A 21,632-nucleotide genomic window follows, 5' to 3' on the forward strand; every position below is an offset into this window, starting at 1 on the left:
GAAGTTTAGGGTTACCAGTGTGTCTGTTCCCTGGAGTCTTCTGAACAGGACACTAAGTCGACAAGTGGCGCACGTTCAACGAACACGCCGAACCTCCCGTTTTTCTTTTCACCCTATGTGATCAGCCGTAGCAGTGCCCAACCAGGGTGCTGGCCTGCGCTGATGTGCGTCAACTCCCTGATGACGCAGGGGCCGTGGGGACGCTGACGTCGAAGTGCCGCGCATCGGGAGTGGCTTTCATGAGAGCGGCGAGCGTACGGGCCTTCGCGGCACCTTTCTCACTGCTCCCCCAGGCGACGGTACGGCCGCCCTCCAGCTCCAGCGAGATGTCGTCGTACGAACGCACCTTGACGGAACGGGTCGTGTGCGCGACGGCGGCCGGAATGTCACCCGCCACGCGCACCGCTTCGCGCACGAGCCGGGCCTCACCGAAGCGGCGCAGGCTCGCGGCACGGGAGTCCGGCCGGGAGAGCGTCAATTCCAGCGCGGGAACGCCTTTGGGGGCCTCAGAAACCGTGGCGAATCGGACTCCTTCGTCGTCCACTTCGACGAAGTTTCCGCCCTTTTGGACAAGCAGAACCGGAGTACGCTCGGTCACTTTCAGTCCGATTCCATGGGGCCAGGAACGAGCGACATCAACCGAGTCAATTCGGGGCAATTTCCGGAGCAGCCGTGCCTCAATCGCATCGGTGTCGACGGAAATCAGCGGCGCTCCGACCGGCACGTCGGCGGCCTCGCGGACCTGGTCCGGGGTCAGCACCCTGGTTCCCGAGACCGACACGCCTTCGACGCGCAGCCACTGGGAGCCGTACAACAGCCAGACGGTGCCCGCGGAAAGAAGCACGAGCACCACGGCAAGAATGATGATCGTACGAAGCCGACGCACCCTCAACCGCCGGGCAGGAGGCGGGCCGGACGACTCCTGCTGGCGTTCACCGCGCTCGGCGGTCGTCGATCCGGCCACGCCCACTCCCTCTTCCTGGCTACTGGCGTCGGTGGGAGGCGATCGCCTCGTACACCATGCCGACGAGCAGCTCGTCGGCGTCCCGGCGACCGAACTCGGCGGCGGAGCGGGACATCTCGTACAGCCGGTGCGGGTCGGCGAGCACGGGCAGGACGTTGGCCCGGACCCAGTCCGGCGTCAGTTCCGCGTCGTCGACCAGCAGTCCGCCGCCGGCCTTGACCACCGGCTGGGCGTTCAGCCGCTGTTCGCCGTTGCCGATGGGCAGCGGGACGTAGGCGGCCGGGAGCCCGACGGCGGAGAGTTCGGCGACGGTCATCGCGCCCGCGCGGCAGAGCATCATGTCGGCCGCGGCGTACGCGAGGTCCATCCGGTCCAGGTAACTTACCGGGATGTAGGGGGGCATTCCCGGCATCTGCTGTACGTGCGGCAGTTCGTTCTTGGGGCCGACCGCGTGCAGGATCTGGATCCCGGCCTGCTGGAGCCAGGGCGCGACCTGCTGGACGACCTCGTTGAGGCGCCGGGCGCCCTGCGAGCCGCCGGAGACCAGCAGGGTCGGCAGGTTCGGGTCGAGGCCGAACATGTGCCGGGCCTCGGGGCGGGCGGCGGCCCGGTCCAGGGTGGCGATGGTGTGGCGCAGCGGGATGCCGATGTAGCGGGAGTTGCGCAGTTTGCTGTCCGGTGTGGCGACGGCGACCTGGGCGGCGTACCGGGACCCGATCTTGTTGGCGAGGCCGGGGCGGGCGTTGGCCTCGTGGATCACGATCGGCACACCGAGCCGCTTGGCGGCGAGGTAGCCGGGCAGTGCCACATAGCCGCCGAAGCCGACGACGCAGTCGGCCTTGGTGCGCTCAAGGATCTGCTCGGTGGCCTTGATCGTGCCGCGCAGCCGGCCCGGCACGGTGATCAGCTCCGGGGTGGGCTTACGGGGCAGCGGGACGGCCGGGATGAGCGCGAGCTCGTAGCCGCGCTGTGGGACGAGTTTGGTTTCCAGCCCCCGTTCCGTGCCCAGAGCCGTGATCCCCACGCTCGGGTCCTGCCTGCGCAGGGCGTCCGCGAGGGCGAGCGCGGGCTCGATGTGGCCGGCGGTCCCCCCACCGGCGAGTACGACATGCACCGAAATTCACCGCTCTCCGGACGAACGCGCCGAGGGGGCGCGCCGTCTCATCGTGTTCCATCTCCGAGGCCCCCGTGCCGGCACGGCGCCTCCCGCCCGCTTTCTACCAAAGCGGGGTTGCCGCATCGAAAGCGCCGCCCGCGCGGCGGGATCGTCACGCGCGAACGCGATCAGCAGCCCGACGGCGAACATGGTCGGCAGCAGGGCGGAACCCCCGTAGGAGAACAGCGGGAGAGGGACACCGGCGATCGGCAGCAGACCGAGCACCGCACCGATGTTGATCACAGCCTGAGCGGTGATCCAGGTGGTCACGCCTCCCGCGGCATACCTGACGAAGGGGTCCTCCGTGCGTCCGGCCACGCGGATACCCGCATAGCCTAGAGCCGCGAAGAGGGCGAGTACCGACAGCGTCCCCGCGAGGCCCAGTTCCTCACCGGTGACGGCGAAGATGAAGTCGGTGTGGGCTTCGGGTAGTTGGCCCCATTTCTCCACACTCGCACCGAGCCCGGAACCAAAGATTCCGCCGGAGGCGAGGGCATAGATGCCGTGCACGGCCTGCCAGCAGTCGGCGGCCCCGGACTTGGGCTCGGTGGCGCCGATGCAGGCGAGCCGGGCCATGCGGTTGGGGCTGGTCTTGATCAGGACGAACCCGATGAACGCGGCGACCGACAGCACCCCGACGAACAGCCGGGTCGGCGCCCCCGCGAGCCACAGCAGGCCGAACAGGATCGCCGTCAGGATGATCGCCGTACCCATGTCGCCGCCGAGCATGATCAGCCCGAGCAGCAGGAAGGCGACCGGGACGAGCGGCACCAGCATGTGCTTCCACTGGGTCAGCAGCTTCTTGTCCTGCTTGCGGGCGAGCAGGTCGGCCGCCCACAGCACGAGGGCCAGCTTGCCGAACTCGCTGGGCTGGATCTGGAAGGAGCCGCCGAGCGAGATCCAGTTCTGGTTGCCGTTGACCGACATCCCTATCCCCGGCACCTGCACCAGGACCATCAGGAAGACGGCGCCCGCCAGGATCGGATAGGCGAGGGCCCGGTGCAGCTTGACCGGCATCCGGGACGCGATCAGCAGCAGTACGGTGCCGATGGCGGCGGCCAGGAACTGCTTGCGGAAGAAGAAGGATCCCGGCAAGGACATCTGCAGAGCCGTGATCTGGGAGGCCGAGTAGACCATCACCAGACCGAGCACGGTGATCAGCAGACTGCCGCCGAGGATCAGGTAGTAGGCGGTCAGGGGCCGGTCCCAGGCCTTGCGCGCACGTGTGTAGAGCCGTTGTACGGGGTTCTCGCGCGAGGGCCGGGAGACGGCGGGGCGCCGGGACGCCCGCTGCACGGGCGGCCTGCCGGTACGGCTACTGGGCATCAACGCCTCCGCTACGTCGGTCAGGAGCCGAGTTCGCGAACCGCCTCCGCGAACGCGTCACCGCGCTTGTTGTAGTTGGCGAACATGTCCATCGAGGCGCAGGCCGGGGCCAGCAGCACCGTGTCACCGGCGACGGCGAGGCGCGAAGCCTCCTGGACAGCCGCGAGCATCGCCCCAGTGTCGGTCCGGTCGAGGTCCACCACGGGTACTTCCGGGGCGTGTCGCGCGAGGGCTTCACGGATCAGGGCACGGTCCTGGCCGATCAGCACGACACCGCGAAGTCGCTTTGCCGACTTGGCGACCAGCTCGTCGAAGGTCGCGCCCTTGGCGAGCCCGCCCGCGATCCACACGATCGACTCGTAGGCCGCCAACGAGGCTTCGGCCGCGTGGGTGTTGGTGGCCTTGGAGTCGTCGACGTACGCGACGGCGTCCACATCGGCCACGTGGGCGATGCGGTGGGCGTCCGGGGTGAAGTCCCGCAGCCCGTCCCGTACGGCCCTTGCGGGCACCCCGAATGCCCGTGCGAGAGCCGCCGCCGCAAGGGCGTTGGCGATGTTGTGCGGGGCGGGCGGGTTGACGTCGGAGATCTCGGCGAGCTCCTGGGCGTTCTTGTGCCGGTCCTCGACGAAGGCGCGGTCGACCAGGATGCCCTCCACGACGCCGAGTTGGGACGGTCCGGGGGTGCCGAGGGTGAAGCCGACGGCCCGGCAGCCCTCTTCGACGTCCGCCTCGCGCACCAGGTCCTCGGTGGCCTTGTCGGCGACGTTGTAGACGCAGGCGACCCGATTGCCCTCGTAGATGCGGCCCTTGTCGGCGGCGTACGCCTCCATGGAGCCGTGCCAGTCGAGGTGGTCCGGCGCCAGGTTCAGCACGGCGGCGGAGTGGGCGCGCAGGGAGGGCGCCCAGTGGAGCTGATAGCTCGACAACTCCACGGCCAGGACGTCGTACTGCTCGTCGCCGAGCACGGCGTCCAGCAGGGAGACGCCGATGTTGCCGACGGCGGCGGTGCGCAGCCCCGCGGCCTTCAGGATCGACGCCAGCATCTGGGTGGTGGTCGTCTTGCCGTTGGTGCCGGTGATCGCGAGCCAGGGAGCCGCGTCGGGGCCCCTGAGCCGCCAGGCGAGTTCGACATCGCCCCAGATCTCCAGGCCGGCCTCTCGGGCCGCCGCGAACAGCGGCTTGTCCGGCTTCCAGCCGGGCGCGGTGACGACGAGTTCGGTGCCTTCCGGCAGGGTTGCGCCGTCGCCGAGCCGGACGGCGATGCCGAGCGCCTCCAACTCGGCGGCCTGCTCACGCGCGCGTGCGTCGTCGCCGTCGTTGACGACCGTGACGTGCGCCCCGCGCGCGTGCAGCACCTTGGCCGCCGGGATGCCGGAGACACCGAGTCCGGCGACGGTGACGTGCTTGCCCTGCCAGTCCAACGGCTCCGAGGAGGTCACTTTTCCGCTGCCCATCCCGCGTAGAAGAGGCCCAGTCCGACGATCACACAGATGCCCTGGATGATCCAGAAACGGACCACGATGAGGACTTCGGACCAGCCCTTGAGTTCGAAGTGGTGCTGGAGCGGTGCCATTCGGAAGACCCGCTTGCCCGTCATCCGGAAAGAGCCGACCTGAATGACGACCGACATGGTGATGAGGACGAACAGACCGCCCATGATGGCGACCAGGAGTTCTGTGCGGGACAGGATCGCCAGGCCCGTGAGGACACCGCCGAGGGCGAGCGAACCGGTGTCACCCATGAAGATCTTGGCCGGCGAGGTGTTCCACCACAGGAAGCCGAGGCAGGCGCCCATCAGCGCGGAGGCGATCACCGCGAGGTCGAGCGGATCGCGCACCTCGTAACAGGCGTTCGGGTTGGTCAGGCTGCCCGCGTTGGCGCAGGACTCCTGGAACTGCCAGACACCGATGAAGGTGTAGGCGCCGAAGACGAGGACCGAGGCGCCGGTGGCGAGGCCGTCCAGACCGTCGGTGAGGTTCACGCCGTTCGACATCGCGAGGATCATGAACAGCGCCCAGACCACGAACAGGATCGGGCCGATCTTCCAGCCGAAGTCGGTGATGAACGACAGCCTCGTGGAGGCCGGGGTGTTGCCGCGGGCGTCCGGGAACATCAGCGCGAGCACGGCGAAGCTGATGCCGACGATCAGCTGGCCGGCCATCTTCGCCTTGGCCCTGAGGCCCAGCGAACGCCGCTTGACGATCTTGATGTAGTCGTCGAGGAAACCGACCAGGCCCATGCCGCACATCAGGCCGAGCACCAGCAGGCCCGAGTAGGTCGGCGGGTAGCCGGTGATGACCTTGGACAGGAAGTAGGCGGCGACCGTCGCGAAGATGAAGGCGATACCGCCCATCGTCGGCGTACCGCGCTTGCTGCCGTGCGAGCGCGGTCCGTCGTCCCGGATGTACTGGCCGTAACCCTTGCGCGCGAGCAGCTTGATCAGCAGCGGGGTGCCGAGCAGGGTCAGAAAGAGGCCGATGACTCCTGAGAACAGGATCTGCTTCATCATCGGGCGGCAACCTCACCCTCGGCGTCGAGCAGCGCCTGGGCGACGCTCTCCAGGCCGACCGAACGGGACGCCTTCACGAGGACGACGTCTCCCGGGCGCAATTCACTGCGCAGCAGGTCGATCGCCGCCTGTGCGTCGGACACGTGCACCGACTCCTCACCCCACGAACCCTCGTTATATGCGCCCAGTTGCAGCCAGGACGCTTCCCTGCCCCCGACCGCGACGAGCTTGCCGACATTGAGCCGGACGGCGAGCCGTCCAACCGCGTCGTGCTCGGCGAGCGCCTCGTCCCCGAGCTCGGCCATCTTGCCGAGCACCGCCCAGGTCCGCCGCCCCTTGCCGATGGCCGCGAGCGCGCGCAAGGCGGCTCGCATGGACTCGGGGTTCGCGTTGTAGGCGTCGTTGACGATGGTCACGCCGTCCGGGCGCTCGGTGACCTCCATACGCCAGCGGGAGAGGGAGCCCGCCTCGGAGAGCGCGGTGGCGATCTCACTTGCGGACATGCCCAGCTCATGGGCGACGGCGGCCGCGGCGAGCGCGTTCGACACGTGGTGCTCACCGTACAGGCGCATGGTCACTTCGCTTGCACCGGAGGGTGTGTGAAGCATGAAGGCAGGCTGTCCGCTGTCCGTGAGTCGTACGTTCTCGGCGCGAACGTCCGCTTCGCCGGACTCTCCGAAAAGGATCACCTTCGCCTTCGTACGGGATGCCATGGCACGTACGAGAGGATCGTCGGCGTTGAGAATCGCGGCGCCGCCCTCCTGTGCCGACGGCAGGGCTTCCACGAGTTCGCCCTTGGCCTGCGCGATCTGCTCGCGGCCGCCGAACTCCCCGATGTGGGCGGAGCCGACGTTCAGGACCAGGCCGATCTTCGGGGGCGTCAGATCCGTGAGGTAGCTGATGTGGCCGATGCCGCGGGCGCCCATCTCCAGGACGAGGAACTTCGTCTCCTCGGTGGCGGTGAGCGCGGTGAGCGGCAGGCCGATCTCGTTGTTGAGCGAGCCCGGCGTGAACACCGTCGGCGCCTTGCGCTGGAGCACCTGGGCGATCAGGTCCTTGGTGCTGGTCTTGCCGGCGGAGCCGGTGAGGGCGACGAGGGTCGCGCCGAGCCGTCGTACGACATGACGCGCGAGGGCGCCGAGGGCCGTCTGGACGTCCTCGACGACGATCGCGGGCACGCCGACGGGGCGCTGGGCCAGCACGGCCACCGCACCGGCCCGGACGGCTTGTTCGGCGTAGTCGTGGCCGTCGACGCGCTCCCCCACGAAGGCGGCGAACAGACTGCCGTCCTTCACCTGCCGGGAGTCGATGACGACGGGCCCGTGCACCAGCACCGACGGATCCGGTATGTCGTGCGTCTGCCCGCCGACGACTGAGGCGGTCTCGGCGAGAGAGAGGGCGATCACAAGTTCATCCCTGGGTCTTCTGGATGGCTTCTCGAAGCACCTGGCGGTCGTCGAAGGGACGGACCACCCCGGCGATGTCCTGGCCCTGCTCGTGGCCCTTCCCGGCGACCAGTACGGTGTCGCCCGGCCGCGCGCGGGCGACGGCTGCGGCGATCGCGGCCGCCCGGTCCTCGAAGACCTGAACCTCGCCGCGCTCGTGTACTGGCACGGACGCCGCGCCCTCGAGCATGGTTGCAAGGATCGCGAGGGGGTCCTCGGAGCGGGGGTTGTCGGAGGTCAGTACGGCGGTGTCGGCGAGGCGGGCCACGGCGGCGCCCATCGGGCCGCGCTTGGTCCTGTCGCGGTCGCCTCCACAGCCCAGCACGACGTGCAGCCGGCCCTCGGTGACCTTGCGGAGCGCCTTGAGTACCGACTCGACGGCGTCGGTCTTGTGGGCGTAGTCCACGACCGCGAGGTAGGGCTGTCCGGCGTCCACGCGCTCCAGGCGGCCCGGTACGCCCGGCACCGCGGCGACGCCGTCGGCGGCGGTCTGCGGGTCGAGGCCCGCGGCGGCCAGGGCGGCGATCGCGGCGAGGGTGTTCGCCACGTTGAAGGGCCCCGGCAGCGGCGACCTGGCGGTGATCCGCTCGTCCTTGGGGCCGATCACGGTGAACGTCGAGTCCATCGGGCCGACCTGGACGTCGGCGGCGCGCCAGTCGGCGTCGGGGTGGCCCTCGGCGGAGAAGGTGACGACCGGGACCGTGGCCTCCTTGACGAGCCGGCGTCCGTACTCGTCGTCGAGGTTGACCACGCCGAGACGGCTGCGTTTCGGCGTGAACAGCTGCGCCTTGGCCTGGAAGTAGTCCTCCATGCCGGAGTGGAACTCCATGTGCTCCGGACTGAGGTTGGTGAAGACGCCGATGTCGAAGACACAGCCGTCGACCCGGCCGAGGACCAGCGCGTGGCTGGAGACCTCCATGGCGACGGCCTCGACCCCGCGCTCGCGCATGACCGCGAACAGGGCCTGGAGGTCGGTGGCCTCGGGCGTGGTGCGCTCGGACTTGATGCGCTCGTCGCCGATGCGCATTTCGACGGTGCCGATCAGGCCGGTGGACTTGACCCCCTTGAGACCGCCCTCGACGAGGTACGCCGTGGTGGTCTTGCCGGAGGTGCCGGTGATGCCGATCTGGAGCAGGTCCCGGCCGGGGTGACCGTAGATCGTGGTCGCGAGTTCGCCCATCTGCGCGCGTGGGTCCTCGACGGCCAGCACCGGGAGCCCGGTCGCGGCGGCGCGTTCGGCGCCTGCCGGGTCGGTCAGCACCGCGACCGCGCCGAGGCCGACGGCCTGGGTGGCGAAGTCGGCGCCGTGCAGGCGGGCGCCCGGGAGGGCGGCGTACAGGTCGCCGGGGCGGACGGCGCGCGAGTCATGGGTGATGCCCGTGACCTGCGCGCTCTTCTCCGGCTGTTCGATACCCAGCTGGTCGGCGAGCTCCGCGAGGGGTGTTGCGGAGACCCGGACCGGCCGGGGCGGTCCCGGATATGTCACGGGTGCGCCCTTCTGGGTGGTTTGGGACTGATCAGCGTGTGGCACGGCGGTGAGCGTACCGGGCACACCCGCCTCGGAGCGAAGCGAGGGGCGACGGGCGCCCTGGTTCCCGGAATCGGAGGTGGTCGTCGTCACGAGGTGGTTCCTGGTGGCCTTTCCGAGGTGCTGATGAGGCGGAGGTGATGCTGATCAGGGCGTGTAGGAGACGGGCAGCTTCGCGGCCTTCGCCCCCGTGGGCGGGACCTGCAGGGTCTTCAGGGCGAACTCCATGACCTGCTTGTAGACGGGCCCGCAGATCTGGCCGCCGAAGTAACTGCCGCTGGTGGCGTTCTGGATGGCGCAGTAGACGGTGATCCGGGGCTTGTCGGCGGGCGCGAAGCCGGCGAACGACGAGGTGTAGCCCTTGTACTTGCCGGTGGCCGGATCCACGCGGTTGGCCGTGCCCGTCTTGCCCGCGACCCGGTACCCCGGGATGCGGGCCTTGGTGCCGGTGCCCTCCTGGTCGTCCACGACCGACTCCAGCATCCGGGCCAGCGTCTTGGCCGTCTTGGCGCTGACGACCCTTGTCTCCTTGGGCTTCGCGGCGGGTGTGAAGCGTCCGTCGGGTCCCTTCGTGCCGCGCACGAGGGTCGGTTCGACGCGGACACCGCCGTTGGCGATCGTCGAGTAGACGGACGCGGCCTGCATCGCGTTGAGGGACACGCCTTGGCCGAAAGGAATCGTGTACTGCTGCGAGGTCGACCAGTCAGCGGGCTTGGCGAGGATGCCCGGGGTCTCGCCGGGGAAGTCGAGCCCGGAGTAGCGGCCGAGCCCGAATTTGTGCAGGTACGAGTAGAGGACCCGGTTGGCCTGCGCCTGGGTCTTGCCGAGCTGGCCGGTCGCCAGGATGGTGCCGATGTTGCTGGACTTGGCGAGCACGCCGTTGAGCGTGAGGTACCAGGTCGCGTGGTCGATGTCGTCCTTGAAGAGCCGGTCACCGCGGTGCAGCCGGTTGGGCACGATCACATGCGTGAGCGGGGTGGCGACGCCCTGTTCCAGTACGGCGGCCATGGACATGACCTTGGCGGTGGAACCGGGCTCGTAGGCGTCCTGGAGGGCGGCGTTGCCCATGTTCACCGAGCTCGCCTTGGACAGGTCGTTCGGGTCGAAGCCGGGCGAGTTGGCCATGGCGAGGACCTGGCCGGTCCGCGTGTCCTGCACTATCACGTACCCGCGGTCCGCCTTGGACTCCTTCACCTGCTCGGTGATGGCCTGCTGGGCGGCCCACTGGATGTCACGGTCGATGGTGAGCTCGACGTCGCTGCCGGGCACCGCGGGGGTCTCGGTGGAGCCCACGGTGGGCACCTGGCGGCCGCCGGACTGGGCGTAGCGGATCTTGCCGTCCTTGCCGGCCAGCAGGGAGTTCAGCTGCTGCTCGACACCGCCGCCGCCCTTGCCGTCGGCGTTGACCCAGCCCAGTATCCCGGCGGCGAGATCGCCGTTCGGGTACACGCGCTTGGTGGTCGGCACGGACAGGACGCCCGCGAGGACGTTGGCTGTGCCCGGGTCGGTCTCGCTCTTGGTGGCGAGCGCGGTCTTCAGGTCCTTGATCTGCTTCCAGACCTGCGGGGTCTGGCGGTTGGCGAGCAGGGCGTAGCGGAGTGTTCTGTCCTTGGGCCGCAGCTTCTTGACGATCGTCTCCTGCTCCTGCCCCAGGATCGGGGCGAGCAGGGCGGCGGCCTGCTCGGGGCCGTCGTCGATCTTCAACTCCTCGCGGCTGAACAGCGTGGGGTCGGCCGTGATGTCGTACGCGTCCTCGCTGGTCGCGAGGGCCACGCCGTCGCGGTCGGTGATCCCGCCGCGCTCGGCGGCCAGCGTGTAGCCGACATACCGGTTCTCCTGGGCCTTGGCGGCGTACGTGCTCGCGTCGACGGCCTGCACCTGGAGCAGTCGTACGACGAAGGCGGCCAGCACCAGCGTCAGCGCGAGGCCGACCAGGCGCAGCCGGGGGCGGGGGCTGCCCAGGCGGATGGTCTTGGGGGCCGCGGAGCGGGGCGCCGCGGGGCGGCGGGCGGGGCGGGATCCGGGGCCCGGGCGCGGTCGGCCGACGGGGCGGGCGGAGCGCTCGGGGCGCGCGGGTCCTGGCACGCGGCGGCGCGGCGGTTGCCTGCCGCAANCGGGATCCGGGGCCCGGGCGCGGTCGGCCGACGGGGCGGGCGGAGCGCTCGGGGCGCGCGGGTCCTGGCACGCGGCGGCGCGGCGGTTGCCTGCCGAAATCGTCGGACACTTCCGTCACCTGCCGGGGGTCGGGGTCGTGGGGGGCGGGACGACCGAGGGCACGGCCTCGGGCGCCGGTACGACGGTCTGCGTCGGGGTGGAGGCGGCCGCCGGCGTCGGGACGGTCGCGCTGTCGATCACCTCGGGGGCGAGCACGAGCGGCATCCGCCAGGAGGCCTGTTCGGCGTCGGAGGCGGGGGACGGGACGCCCTTGACGGTGCCGTCGGGGTCGAGGAAGGCCGGGTCGCCGCCGGGCACCATGCCGAGTTCACGGGCGCGGCGCACCAGGGCCTCGGGCGCGGAGTAGGCGTCGATGTCCCGTTGGAGACCCTGCTGCTCGTCGGTGAGGCTCTTGGTCTCCTTCTGGAGGTCGGTGAGCTTGAACGACCCTTCGCTGATCGCGGAGTTCAGCACCAGCAGCCCGATGAGGCCGCCGCCGAGGAGGAGCACCACGAGGAGCACGAAGGGGGCGCGGGCCGCCTGTCCGGAGCCCGTCGGGCCGGGGAACAGACGCGCGAGACGGGCCGCCCTCCCCCTCAGTTCGGGTTTCCTACTCACTCACCCTCCAGCGAGTCCGGTTTCCCAACTCACTGACGCGGCTCACGCGCCTCACGCACTTCACTCGATGGACTCCCTGATTCGCTCGGCGCCCCTGCAGCGCGCCGGTGCGGCCCGCCGGTTCTCGGCGATCTCTTCCTCGGTGGGAAGTTCGGCACCGCGCGTGAGCAGCTTGAGCCGGGGCTGGTACTGCTCGGGGACGACCGGCAGTCCGGGCGGGGCGGTGGTGGCGGCGCCGGCCGCGAAGACCTGCTTGACCAGCCGGTCCTCCAGCGAGTGGTACGACAGCACGGCGATCCGGCCGCCCACGGCGAGCGACTCCACCGCGGCCGGGATCGCCCGCTCCAGGACGGAGAGTTCGCCGTTGACCTCGATACGCAGGGCCTGGAAGGTGCGCTTGGCCGGGTTGCCGCCAGTGCGCTTGGCGGCCTGCGGCAGGGAGTTTCTGATCAGCTCGACGAGCCGGGCACTGTGGGAGAAGGGCTCCTTCTCCCGCTCGCGCACGATCGCGGACACGATCCGCTTGGCCTGCTTCTCCTCGCCGTACGCCCTGAGGATCCGGACGAGTTCGCCCGGCGGGTAGGTGTTGAGGACCTCGGCGGCGCTCATACCGGTCGTCTGGTCCATGCGCATGTCGAGGGGGGCGTCCTGGGCGTAGGCGAAGCCTCGGTCGGCCTCGTCGAGTTGCATGGAGGAGACACCGAGGTCGAAGAGGACACCCTGCACGCGCGCGATGCCGAGCCTGTCGAGGACGTCGGGGAGCTCGTCGTAGACCGCGTGGACGAGGGTGGCACGCTCGCCGAAGGGCGCGAGCCGCTCGCCGGACAGGCGCAGGGCCTCCTTGTCGCGGTCGAGGGCGACGAGCCGGGCCTCGGGGAACCGCTGGAGCAGCGCCTCGCTGTGACCGCCCAGGCCGAGCGTGCAGTCGACGACCACCGCTCCGGGCCGCTCGAGAGCGGGGGCCAACAGGTCCAGGCACCGCTGGAGCATCACCGGGACGTGTCGACTCTGACTCAAGGGGCCCTCTCAGGTCCGGCGCGAGGGTACGCACCGCCGGGTCCCCGCCCTCCCTCCCCTTCGCCGGTGGACCCCGGTGAAAGGGGAGGCCTGCCGGCGCCGGAAGCGTCAGCCGACCGGGAGCGGGAGGAGGCCGAGCCGTACGTACGCGCCGCGCACGCGGGGAGATCTCCGGAAAATCGCCGGGGTCTCCGGGGAAAGTCCAGCAGGGAGGCCTCGCCTCCCGCTTCGCGTCACTTTAGTCCACGGCCTCTCGCGGTCAATCAACCGGCCTGCGCGTCGCGCCTCGGCGCGGACCCGACGCCACGAAAGGGCGGAAAACACCCTTTCGGGTGCACCTGGGACCCTGTGGGGTACCTCACACCGAGGACGTGATGACGCTCTTTTTCCCTTCTCACGGCAGGACCGGGACGGCGGTGACCAGTACCGTCATGGTTATGACGACTTCCGCATCCGTTCCCACCGAAGGCGCCATATCTCCCGGCGGCCGTGTGACCGATCGCCTGGTCGACGCCAACGAGCGGTACGCCGCCGCCTTCACCGACCCCGGTATGGACGCCCGCCCGGTCCTGCACGTCGCCGTCGTGGCCTGCATGGACGCCCGACTCGACCTGCACGCCGCACTCGGCCTGGAGCTCGGCGACTGCCACACCATCCGCAACGCCGGCGGCGTGGTCACCGACGACGTGATCCGCTCGCTCACCATCAGCCAGCACAAACTCGGCACCCGCAGCATCGTCCTGATCCACCACACGGGCTGCGGCCTGGAGGCGATCACCGAGGACTTCCGCACCGAGCTGGAGATGGAGGTGGGCCAGCGTCCCGCGTGGGCGGTGGAGGCCTTCCGGGACGTCGACCAGGACGTACGCCAGTCCATGCAGCGGGTGCGCACCTCGCCGTTCCTGGTGCACACCGACGACGTGCGCGGCTTCGTTTTCGACGTCAAGACGGGCCTGCTGCGCGAGATCGACCCCGCGTAATCGGCCGCCGTAGCTGTCGTTTCGCTGTTGATTTCGGCCCTCACGATGCCCATAACGTCGTAAAACCCGACATAGTGCAGCCAGTTGTCCACAGTCGAGTGACACGAATCGGTAACGGCAGCAAGAATGCGGTTGTGGCGTCACGCGGAACTTTTCACGCGTGGTGTCCGTGATTCGGGGTGGGCCGGTTACGCATCACAGAGCGTCGGCCCGGAAAGTACGGGCCGAGGAGGGCCGGGTGACCACCTATGACGATCGAGCGAGCCTCACTGATCTGACCGCCGTCGTGGAGCGGGTACGCAGTTCGGTGGAGGGCGTGATCGAGGGGAAGCCCGAGGTCGTTCGGCTTTCGCTGACCGTGCTGCTCGCCGAGGGACATCTTCTGATCGAGGATGTCCCCGGCGTCGGCAAGACCATGCTGGCCAAGGCGCTGGCGCGGTCCATCGACTGCTCGGTGCGCCGCATCCAGTTCACGCCCGACCTGCTGCCCTCGGACATCACGGGTGTGTCCATCTGGGACCAGCAGCGCCGGGACTTCGAGTTCAAACCGGGTGCGATCTTCGCGCAGATAGTCATCGGCGACGAGATCAACCGCGCCTCGCCGAAGACCCAGTCGGCGCTTCTGGAGTCGATGGAGGAGCGCCAGGTCACCATCGACGGGCAGACCTACGAGCTGCCCAGTCCCTTCATGGTGGTGGCCACGCAGAACCCGGTCGAGATGGAGGGCACGTATCCGCTGCCGGAGGCCCAGCGCGACCGTTTCATGGCCCGGGTCTCCATCGGCTACCCCAGCGCGGACGCCGAGCTGCAGATGCTCGACATCCACGGCGGCGTGAACCCGCTGGACGACCTCCAGCCGGTGGCGCACGCACACGACATCGTGAAGCTGGTCGAGGCCGTCCGCGGCGTCCACGTCGCCGAAACGGTCCGGCGGTACGCCGTAGACCTGGTCTCCGCGACCCGCACCCACCCCGACCTCAGACTCGGCGCGTCCCCGCGCGCGACGCTGCACCTGCTGCGCGCCGCCAAGGCCTCCGCCGCCCTCAGCGGCCGGGAGTTCGCGCTGCCGGACGACATCCAGGCACTCGCCGTGGCCGTCCTCGCCCACCGTCTGCTGCCCACCGCCCAGGCGCAGCTGAACCGGCGCACCGCGGAGCAGGTCGTGCAGGAGATCCTCCAGCGCACCCCGGTTCCCGCCGCGCCCCAGCAGGGCGGCCTCGGGATCGGCCGCTCCGCACCCGCGTACCCGCAGCAGCCGCCGCGGAGCCTGTGATGTCCACCGGGGCGCCATCGGCCGACGGCCCCGAGGCCGACCGGGGCGACAAGGGCGGGGTGCGGACCGCGCTGACGGGTCTGACCACCCGGGGCCGCTCCTTCTTCGCCGCCGGCATCGCCGCGGCCGTCTGCGCCTGCGTCCTCGGTCAGAGCAACCTGCTGCGGGTCGGCCTGATGCTGGCCGTGCTGCCCCTGATCTGCGCCACCGTGCTCTACCGCACCCGCTACCGGGTCGCGGGCAGCCGAAGGCTCTCCCCCGCGCGCGTGCCCGCCGGCAGCGAGGCCCGCGTCCATCTGCGCATGGACAACGTCTCGCGGCTGCCCACCGGCCTGCTGATGCTCCAGGACCGGGTCCCCTACGTCCTCGGCCCGCGCCCCCGCTTCGTGCTCGACCGCGTCGAGCCGGGCGGCCGCCGCGAGGTGTCCTACCGGGTCCGCTCCGACCTGCGGGGCCGCTACCCGCTCGGCCCGCTCCAGCTGCGCCTGACCGACCCGTTCGGCATGTGCGAACTGACCCGCGCCTTCTCGACGTACGACACCCTGACGGTGATCCCGCGCGTGGAGGCGCTGCCGCCGGTGCGGCTGAACGGCGAGGCGAAGGGGTACGGCGACGGGCGGCAACGCTCGCTCGCCCTGGCCGGCGAGGACGACGCCATCCCGCGCGGCTACCGCTACGGCGACGACCTGCGCCGGGTGCACTGGCGTTCCACCGCCCGCTACGGCGAGCTGATGGTGCGCCGCGAGGAACAGCCCCAGCGCGCCCGCTGCACGGTGCTCCTGGACACCCGGGGCCTCGCCTACGCGGGTGCGGGCCCGGACTCGGCCTTCGAGTGGGCCGTCTCGGGGGCCGCCTCCGTCCTGGTCCACATGCTCGAACGCGGCTTTTCCGTACGGCTGTTGACGGACACCGGCAACTCCGTGCCCGGCGAGGGCGCCGACGGCTTCGCGGGCGCCAGTCAGGGGACGGCGGACGCGGCCGGGCTGATGATGGACACGCTCGCGGTGATCGACCACTCCGACGACACCGGCCTGTCGCGCGCGTACGACGTGCTGCGCAGGGGGAACGAAGGACTGCTGGTGGCCTTCTTCGGCGATCTCGACGAGGAGCAGGCCACCGTGGTCGCCAAGATGCGGCAGCGCAGCGGGGGCGCGCTCGCCTTCGTGCTCGACAGCGAGAGCTGGGTGCGGGAACCGACCGACGTGCCCGGGGCGTTGCAGGAGCGCGACGAACGGCTGCGGATGCTGCGCGAGGCGGGCTGGACGGCACTGGGTGTGCCGCGCGGCTCCTCGCTGGAGGAGCTGTGGCGCCTCGCGGACCGCGAGCGCACGGGCGTCGGCGTGGCCGGCGCCGGGGAGGGACCATGCTGAGCGGGCGGGGACGACTGGCGCTGTGCGCGTGGGCGGCCACGCTGATGGCCGCGTGCGCCCTGCTGCCGCTGGTCGAGCCGGTCACCTGGATCGTGCAGGCGGCCTTCCTGCTCGGGGTGCAGACGGTCGTGGGCGCGGCGACCCGGCGGATCCCGCTGGCCCGTCCTCTGACGGTGGCGGCCCAGACCCTCGTCACGCTGGTCATGCTGACCCTGATCTTCGCCCGGGACCAGGCCCTCTTCGGGCTGATCCCCGGCCCGGGCGCTTTCGTGCACTTCGGGGACCTGCTCCAGCAGGGTGGCGACGACATCGCGCGCTACGCGATCCCGGCGCCGCTGGACTCCGACGGCATCAAGCTGATGGTCTTCGGCGGAGTCCTGATCATCGGACTCGTGGTGGACACCCTCGCGGTGACCTTCCGCAGCGCGGCCCCGGCGGGTCTGCCGCTGCTCGCGCTGTACTCCGTCGCCGCGGGGCTGTCCGAAGGACACGGCGACTGGTTCTGGTTCCTGCTCGCGGCGACCGGCTATCTGCTGTTGCTGCTGGCCGAGGGGCGCGAGCGGCTCTCGCAGTGGGGCCGTGTCTTCGGCGGGGCCGCGCGCGGCCCGGGCGCCGACCCCGGGCCGGTGGCGCCGGTGCGCACCGGCCGGCGGATCGGCGTGGCGAGCCTCGGCGTCGCCCTCGCGGTGTCGGCCGTCCTGCCCACGATGAACGGCGGGCTCCTGGACACCACCGGGGCGGGCGTGGGCGCCGGAAACGGCAACGGCGGCACGATCTCCGCCGTGAACCCGCTGCTCACCCTGCGCGACAGCCTGAACGTGGACGAGGACCGCCAGGTCCTGTCCGTGCGGACCGGGAACAGCACCGACGTCTCCAACCTGTACCTGCGGATCGTCTCCCTGGACGAATTCGACGGCCGGACCTGGAAGCCGTCCAAGCGGCCCATCAAGGCCGTACCGGACGACTTCCCCACCCCGGTCGGCCTCGGCGGCGACGTCAGACGCGCGGAGGTGGACACGACCATCGCGGCGGCGAACTGGTACGCGCAGGACTACCTGCCGATGCCGTACCCGCCGAGCGGCGTGAAGATCAAGGGCAGCTGGCGCTACGAGCCCGAGGGGATGGCGCTCGTCGGCGACCACGGGCAGAACACGCGCGGGCTGACGTACCAGGTGAAGAGCCTGGATGTGCAGCCGACGGCCGAGCAGCTCGCGTCGGCGCCGACCGCGCCCGCGGCCATCGAGCGCGACTACACCAAGCTGCCCGACTCGGTGCCGTCGGTGGTCGCCAAGACCGCCCGCGAGGTCACCGCGGGCGCGAAGAACCCCTATGAGCAGGCGGTCGCGCTCCAGGACTACTTCGCGGTGAACGGCGGCTTCGAGTACGACACCAAGGTGGAGGTCGGCGACGGGCCCAACGCGATCGCCAACTTCCTGCGGGACAAGCAGGGCTTCTGCGTGCACTTCTCCTTCGCCATGGCGGCGATGGCCCGCTCCCTGGGCATTCCGGCCCGGGTCGCGGTGGGCTTCGCGCCCGGCACCCCGCAGGCGGACGGCTCGATCTCGGTGGGGCTCAAGGACGCCCACGCCTGGCCCGAGCTGTACTTCGAGGGGGTGGGCTGGACCCGCTTCGAGCCCACCCCGACCCGGGGCACGGTGCCCTCGTACACCGTCCCGGACGCCACCGGCAGTCTGACCCCCGACGTGCCCCGGCCGTCCGCGGGTTCGTCCACGGAGCCGTCGGCCTCCCCCTCGGCGAGCGAGAGCTGCTCCGCCCAGCTGCGCAAGCTGGAGGCGTGCGACAGCGCGTCGCCCGCGGCCGCGGCGGCCGGGGACGGTGGCGGCCCCTGGTGGGCCGTCCAGGGCCAGTGGTGGTACCTGAAGCTGCTGTTCTGGGTGTCCGTGGGACTGCTCGTGCTGTTGATCCCCCTGGCGCCGATGCTGGGGCGGCTGCGCACCCGGTCGGTACGTCTGGGCGGGCACGGCCGCAGTGACGCGGATGCCGCCGCGCACGCCCTGGCGGCCTGGCAGGAGCTGACCGACACGGCGTGGGACTTCGGGATCCTGCCGGACGACTCGCAGACGCCGCGCAAGGCGGCGGCGCGGATCGTACGGCTCGGGCATCTCGATCCGACGGCCGCGGCCTCGGTGCACCGGGTGGCGGACGCCGTGGAGCAGGTGCTCTACGCCCCGCGCCCCCGGCCGACGGCCGGCCTCGCCCAGGACGTCTACCGGGTGATCGGCGGACTGCGCGGCTCGGTCGGCCGGGTCACGCGGGCGCGCGCGCTGATCGCCCCGCGTTCCACCGCACGGGTGCTGTGGGCGGCGTCGGAGTGGTGGGCCGGGGTCAAGGCACGTGCGGCGGCGATCCGGCCGACCCTGCGCAAACCGTTCGGTCAGCAAGGCTGAAAAACCGCCGTCCGCAGACGGCGGCACGACGGTGGCCCGGGCCTTCAAAGGCCCGGGCCACCGTGTTGCGAGGGGTGAGAGTGTCCTGCGGAGAGACGGGTGGAGGTCACGTCCTGAGGACTACGCGAGCTCGAGGACATGTGTGAGGGGGTGAGCACCCGGCTGGGTGCTCACCCCCTCACGACATCTGTGGGAGCTGCTCGGCGGGCCGGCTACTGACCGCCCTGCTCGTCTCGTCGCCGCTGCCAGCGCTGCTCGATCCGATCCATCATCGAGCGCTTCTGGCGTCCCTGGCGACGGGCATGTGGGGCGCCCGCGGCAGGCTGCTCGCCCGGCTTGGGGGCCTTGCGCCAGCCGGTCACGGCGAGCACCGCGCAACCCAGCATGACGAGGAAGCCCACCACACTGAGCCACACCTGCTTGGCGACCATACCGGCCATGAGGAGCGCGATACCTACGAGGAAGCCGGCAACTGCCTGGTAGACCCGCCGCCGGGTGTACGTACGCAGCCCGCTTCCCTCGAGCGCCGACGCGAACTTGGGATCTTCGGCGTACAGCGCTCGCTCCATCTGCTCGAGCATGCGCTGCTCGTGCTCCGAGAGCGGCACGGAGTCCTCCTCATCGTGCAGTCGCCGGGGCGACTCGGGGGGTCCCTTCAGGATAGGCAGGGAATCGCCCCCGTGAAACCCGCCCCTCTGCGCCAATTGGCCAACCGGATTCCGCCATGAACGCTCCGGCTGCTGAATCTTGTCATTCCCCAGCGGCCGTCCCGTCATGCCGGGCGGTCTCCCTCGATCATACGGCGCTGCGCGCGCGATCGGGGGGCCTGTGGCGTACTCCATGTGCCATCAAGTACCTGATCAGCACTCCGGCACAGGGGGCGGCTCAGGCCTCGGCCGCCTCCCGGGTCTCGCCGAGCACATGGAGCTGGGTGGCCACGGAGTGGAAGGCGGGGAGCTCGGCCGCCGCCTCCTCCAGCTTCAGCAGGGCTTCCAGGGCGCCGGGCTCGGTGTCCACGAGCACGCCGGGGACGAGGTCGGCGAAGACCCGCACACCGTGTACGGCGCCCACGGTGAGGCCCGCGCCCTCGACGAGCGCGGTGAGCTGTTCGGCGGTGAAGCGGCGCGGTACGGGGTCGCCGTCGCCCCAGCGGCCGTCCGGGTCGTCGAGCGCCTGCCTGGCCTCCTTGAAGTGGCCTGCCAGAGCCCGGGCGAGCACGGCGCCGCCGAGACCGGCGGCGAGCAGGCTGAGCACGCCCTCGGGGCGCAGGGCGGCCACGACGTTGCGCACGCCCTCGGCCGGGTCGTCCACGTACTCCAGGACGCCGTGGCACAGCACCACGTCGTAGCCGCCGCGCTCGGCCACGTCAAAGAGGCCGTGGGCGTCGCCCTGAACACCTCGCACCCGGTCGGCGACTCCGGCCTCGGCCGCGCGGCGCTCCAGGGCGAACAGCGCGTTCGGGCTGGGGTCGACGACGGTGACCTGGTGGCCGAGGCGGGCGACGGGCACGGCGAAGTTGCCGCTGCCGCCTCCGGTGTCGAGGACGTCCAGTGCCTGGCGTCCCGTGGCCTTGACCCGGCGGTCGAGGGCGTCCTGGAGTACCTCCCAGACCACGGCGGTACGGAGAGAGGCGCGGGGTCGCATCGGGTCCGACACGGCAGTTGACTCCTCGGCGCGGCACCGCCCGTTGCACGGCGGAGCGATCGGGGCGCCTTCCCGGCCGGGGGCGTGGACGGGGAAGGCTTTCAGGCGCTCCCCACCCTATTGCCTCCGGCACCGCGCCCGGCATCGCGGTGCCGGGCGCCAGGGGTACGTCCCGCCCGGTGAGACGGTGGGAACCGTAGGCGGCCGGGTGGGGCACGGGGCGCTGCGAGAAGAGGCTGGGCGGGGCGGCGCTCTGCGGTTCGCTCCGGGCCGGTAAGGCGGCGCCTGAGGCCCGGCGGGACGGTCCACGGGCGGTGCTCTGCGAGCCGCGCCGGGTCGAGGCGTGGAGGCGCGGCGCCCACCGGTTTGACGGGGCACCGCATGGGGTTGCGGGCCTGCCTCGCGAAACGTACCCCCGCGTCCATCCGGGCCGCCGTCGGCGAGCCGGTCTCTGGACCGCCCCCTGTGGTACGAGTCCCGGGAGCGTGCCACGCTCAGCCCGTGTCCGGAAAGTCGCGGCCGCGGTCGGTCTCTGCGCCGCCTGCCTCGGGCTGGTCCGCGTCCTGGCGGGGTTGGGGCAGGACCGGCTGGAGCACCAGCATCCGCTCGACGAGGCGCAGGAACATCGCCACGTCGCGTATGAGGTCGTCCGCGTCCCGGCGGCTGGCCGCGCCCTGGATGCCCGCCTCGGCCCGGGCGCGGCGCCGGGCCCCGGAGGCGAACAGCGCGCTCCACTCCGTGAGCTCGGGCGCTATCTCGGGGAGCACTTCCCAGGCGCTCCGGATCTTGGCCCGGCGTCGGGGCGTGGGCTCCGGACGCCCCCGCGCGGCGAGCACGGCGGCCGCGGTGCGCAGGGCGGCGAGATGCGCCGTCGCATAGCGCTCGTTCGACGTCTCCAGCGCCGAGGCCTCGTCGAGGCCGGCGCGGGCCTGGGCCAGCAGGTCGAGGGCGGCGGGCGGGGCCGTCGTCCGGCGCAGCACGGGGTGCACGTCGCTCGCCGGGCCGGTCAGTGAGGGGGCAGGGCCGGTGGCGCGGCGCCGACGGGCGGCGGCTGCGTGGTAGCTGGCCATGACGAACCTCCTGTCGTCTGGTTGCCGGCACCTCCCGCTACGGAGTGCCGTATGTGCCCATCGTGAGGTATGCCACTGACAATCCGTTCTGACCTGGGCTTTTGCTTCGATCGAAGGTTCGGGTTAGTTTTTGCACTGACCAGTCAGTTCAAAAAGTTCCGGATTCAAGA

17 protein-coding genes are annotated in these 21,632 nt (G+C 70.9%); 4 read left to right on the top strand and 13 right to left on the bottom strand.

Translation table 11 applies throughout. The features are described from left to right. Positions 1-169: 169 nt before the first annotated feature. From BFN33_RS29570 to rsmH, 10 genes are all read right to left on the bottom strand, one after another. The gene (locus BFN33_RS29570; protein ID WP_069763289.1) at positions 170-964 is read right to left on the bottom strand and encodes a cell division protein FtsQ/DivIB; all 795 of its coding nucleotides are present in this window, start codon (positions 962-964) and stop codon (positions 170-172) included. A gap of 19 nt (positions 965-983) precedes the next feature. Next, positions 984-2,078, bottom strand: coding sequence for an undecaprenyldiphospho-muramoylpentapeptide beta-N-acetylglucosaminyltransferase (gene murG, locus BFN33_RS29575; RefSeq protein WP_069763195.1), 1,095 nt, complete (start codon positions 2,076-2,078; stop codon positions 984-986). A 6-nt stretch (positions 2,079-2,084) separates the two neighbouring features. After that, positions 2,085-3,446 (bottom strand): putative lipid II flippase FtsW, encoded by a 1,362-nt coding sequence (gene ftsW / locus BFN33_RS29580; RefSeq protein ID WP_069763196.1) that lies wholly within the window; start codon positions 3,444-3,446, stop codon positions 2,085-2,087. Positions 3,447-3,466: 20 nt separating this feature from the next. Further along, positions 3,467-4,900: a UDP-N-acetylmuramoyl-L-alanine--D-glutamate ligase gene (murD, locus tag BFN33_RS29585; protein WP_256122896.1), complete on the bottom strand. Its 1,434-nt coding sequence runs from the start codon at positions 4,898-4,900 to the stop codon at positions 3,467-3,469. Then, positions 4,882-5,955, bottom strand: coding sequence for a phospho-N-acetylmuramoyl-pentapeptide-transferase (mraY, locus tag BFN33_RS29590; protein ID WP_059206038.1), 1,074 nt, complete (start codon positions 5,953-5,955; stop codon positions 4,882-4,884). The genes murD and mraY overlap by 19 nt, the downstream gene beginning before the upstream one ends. Then, positions 5,952-7,361, bottom strand: coding sequence for a UDP-N-acetylmuramoyl-tripeptide--D-alanyl-D-alanine ligase (murF, locus tag BFN33_RS29595; protein ID WP_069763198.1), 1,410 nt, complete (start codon positions 7,359-7,361; stop codon positions 5,952-5,954). Before murF ends, mraY begins: the two co-directional genes overlap by 4 nt. Positions 7,362-7,365: 4 nt before the next feature. Continuing rightward, positions 7,366-8,886 (bottom strand): UDP-N-acetylmuramoyl-L-alanyl-D-glutamate--2,6-diaminopimelate ligase, encoded by a 1,521-nt coding sequence (locus tag BFN33_RS29600; protein WP_069763290.1) that lies wholly within the window; start codon positions 8,884-8,886, stop codon positions 7,366-7,368. Between the two features lie 189 nt (positions 8,887-9,075). Beyond that, positions 9,076-11,041, bottom strand: a 1,966-nt coding sequence (locus tag BFN33_RS29605; protein ID WP_141758002.1) for a penicillin-binding protein 2, incomplete at its 5' end; no start/stop codon positions are given. Between the two features lie 116 nt (positions 11,042-11,157). Then, a complete protein-coding gene (locus BFN33_RS29610; RefSeq protein WP_069763200.1) occupies positions 11,158-11,700 on the bottom strand; it encodes a hypothetical protein in 543 nt (180 codons plus the stop codon). A 60-nt stretch (positions 11,701-11,760) separates the two neighbouring features. Further along, positions 11,761-12,717, bottom strand: a complete 957-nt coding sequence (rsmH, locus tag BFN33_RS29615) for a 16S rRNA (cytosine(1402)-N(4))-methyltransferase RsmH (RefSeq protein WP_079141063.1) — start codon at positions 12,715-12,717, stop codon at positions 11,761-11,763. 374 nt (positions 12,718-13,091) lie between these two features. Here rsmH and BFN33_RS29620 point away from each other — a divergent pair, with 374 nt between their 5' ends. The 4 genes from BFN33_RS29620 to BFN33_RS29635 all read left to right on the top strand — a co-directional run bounded on the left by BFN33_RS29620 (position 13,092) and on the right by BFN33_RS29635 (position 18,748). After that, the gene (locus BFN33_RS29620) at positions 13,092-13,697 is read left to right on the top strand and encodes a carbonic anhydrase (protein WP_079141064.1); all 606 of its coding nucleotides are present in this window, start codon (positions 13,092-13,094) and stop codon (positions 13,695-13,697) included. Positions 13,698-13,935: 238 nt separating this feature from the next. Beyond that, positions 13,936-14,970: a MoxR family ATPase gene (locus BFN33_RS29625; protein ID WP_069763203.1), complete on the top strand. Its 1,035-nt coding sequence runs from the start codon at positions 13,936-13,938 to the stop codon at positions 14,968-14,970. Next, a complete protein-coding gene (locus BFN33_RS29630) occupies positions 14,970-16,340 on the top strand; it encodes a DUF58 domain-containing protein (protein ID WP_088245413.1) in 1,371 nt (456 codons plus the stop codon). Before BFN33_RS29625 ends, BFN33_RS29630 begins: the two co-directional genes overlap by 1 nt. Next, positions 16,337-18,748, top strand: a complete 2,412-nt coding sequence (locus tag BFN33_RS29635) for a DUF3488 and transglutaminase-like domain-containing protein (RefSeq protein ID WP_069763291.1) — start codon at positions 16,337-16,339, stop codon at positions 18,746-18,748. Before BFN33_RS29630 ends, BFN33_RS29635 begins: the two co-directional genes overlap by 4 nt. A 212-nt stretch (positions 18,749-18,960) precedes the next feature. Here the strand turns inward: BFN33_RS29635 and BFN33_RS29640 are convergent, their stop codons facing one another. The 3 genes from BFN33_RS29640 to BFN33_RS29650 all read right to left on the bottom strand — a co-directional run bounded on the left by BFN33_RS29640 (position 18,961) and on the right by BFN33_RS29650 (position 21,462). Continuing rightward, positions 18,961-19,356: a DUF3040 domain-containing protein gene (locus BFN33_RS29640; protein ID WP_057618523.1), complete on the bottom strand. Its 396-nt coding sequence runs from the start codon at positions 19,354-19,356 to the stop codon at positions 18,961-18,963. A gap of 277 nt (positions 19,357-19,633) precedes the next feature. After that, positions 19,634-20,404 (bottom strand): methyltransferase, encoded by a 771-nt coding sequence (locus tag BFN33_RS29645; RefSeq protein ID WP_069763205.1) that lies wholly within the window; start codon positions 20,402-20,404, stop codon positions 19,634-19,636. 482 nt (positions 20,405-20,886) lie between these two features. Beyond that, positions 20,887-21,462, bottom strand: coding sequence for an SAV_6107 family HEPN domain-containing protein (locus BFN33_RS29650; RefSeq protein WP_069763206.1), 576 nt, complete (start codon positions 21,460-21,462; stop codon positions 20,887-20,889). Positions 21,463-21,632: the final 170 nt, after the last annotated feature.

This window comes from Streptomyces sp. LUP47B (assembly GCF_001746295.1).
Lineage (GTDB): Bacteria > Actinomycetota > Actinomycetes > Streptomycetales > Streptomycetaceae > Streptomyces.

What these genes read in the sequence shown, in the direction of transcription:
- ftsW (WP_069763196.1), bottom strand. Translation starts at nt 3,446, where the DNA reads ATGCCCAGTAGCCGTACCGGCAGGCCGCCCGTGCAGCGGGCGTCCCGG.
- murD (WP_256122896.1), bottom strand. Translation starts at nt 4,900, where the DNA reads ATGGGCAGCGGAAAAGTGACCTCCTCGGAGCCGTTGGACTGGCAGGGC.
- mraY (WP_059206038.1), bottom strand. Translation starts at nt 5,955, where the DNA reads ATGATGAAGCAGATCCTGTTCTCAGGAGTCATCGGCCTCTTTCTGACC.
- BFN33_RS29620 (WP_079141064.1), top strand. Translation starts at nt 13,092, where the DNA reads ATGACGCTCTTTTTCCCTTCTCACGGCAGGACCGGGACGGCGGTGACC.
- BFN33_RS29630 (WP_088245413.1), top strand. Translation starts at nt 14,970, where the DNA reads ATGTCCACCGGGGCGCCATCGGCCGACGGCCCCGAGGCCGACCGGGGC.
- BFN33_RS29650 (WP_069763206.1), bottom strand. Translation starts at nt 21,462, where the DNA reads ATGGCCAGCTACCACGCAGCCGCCGCCCGTCGGCGCCGCGCCACCGGC.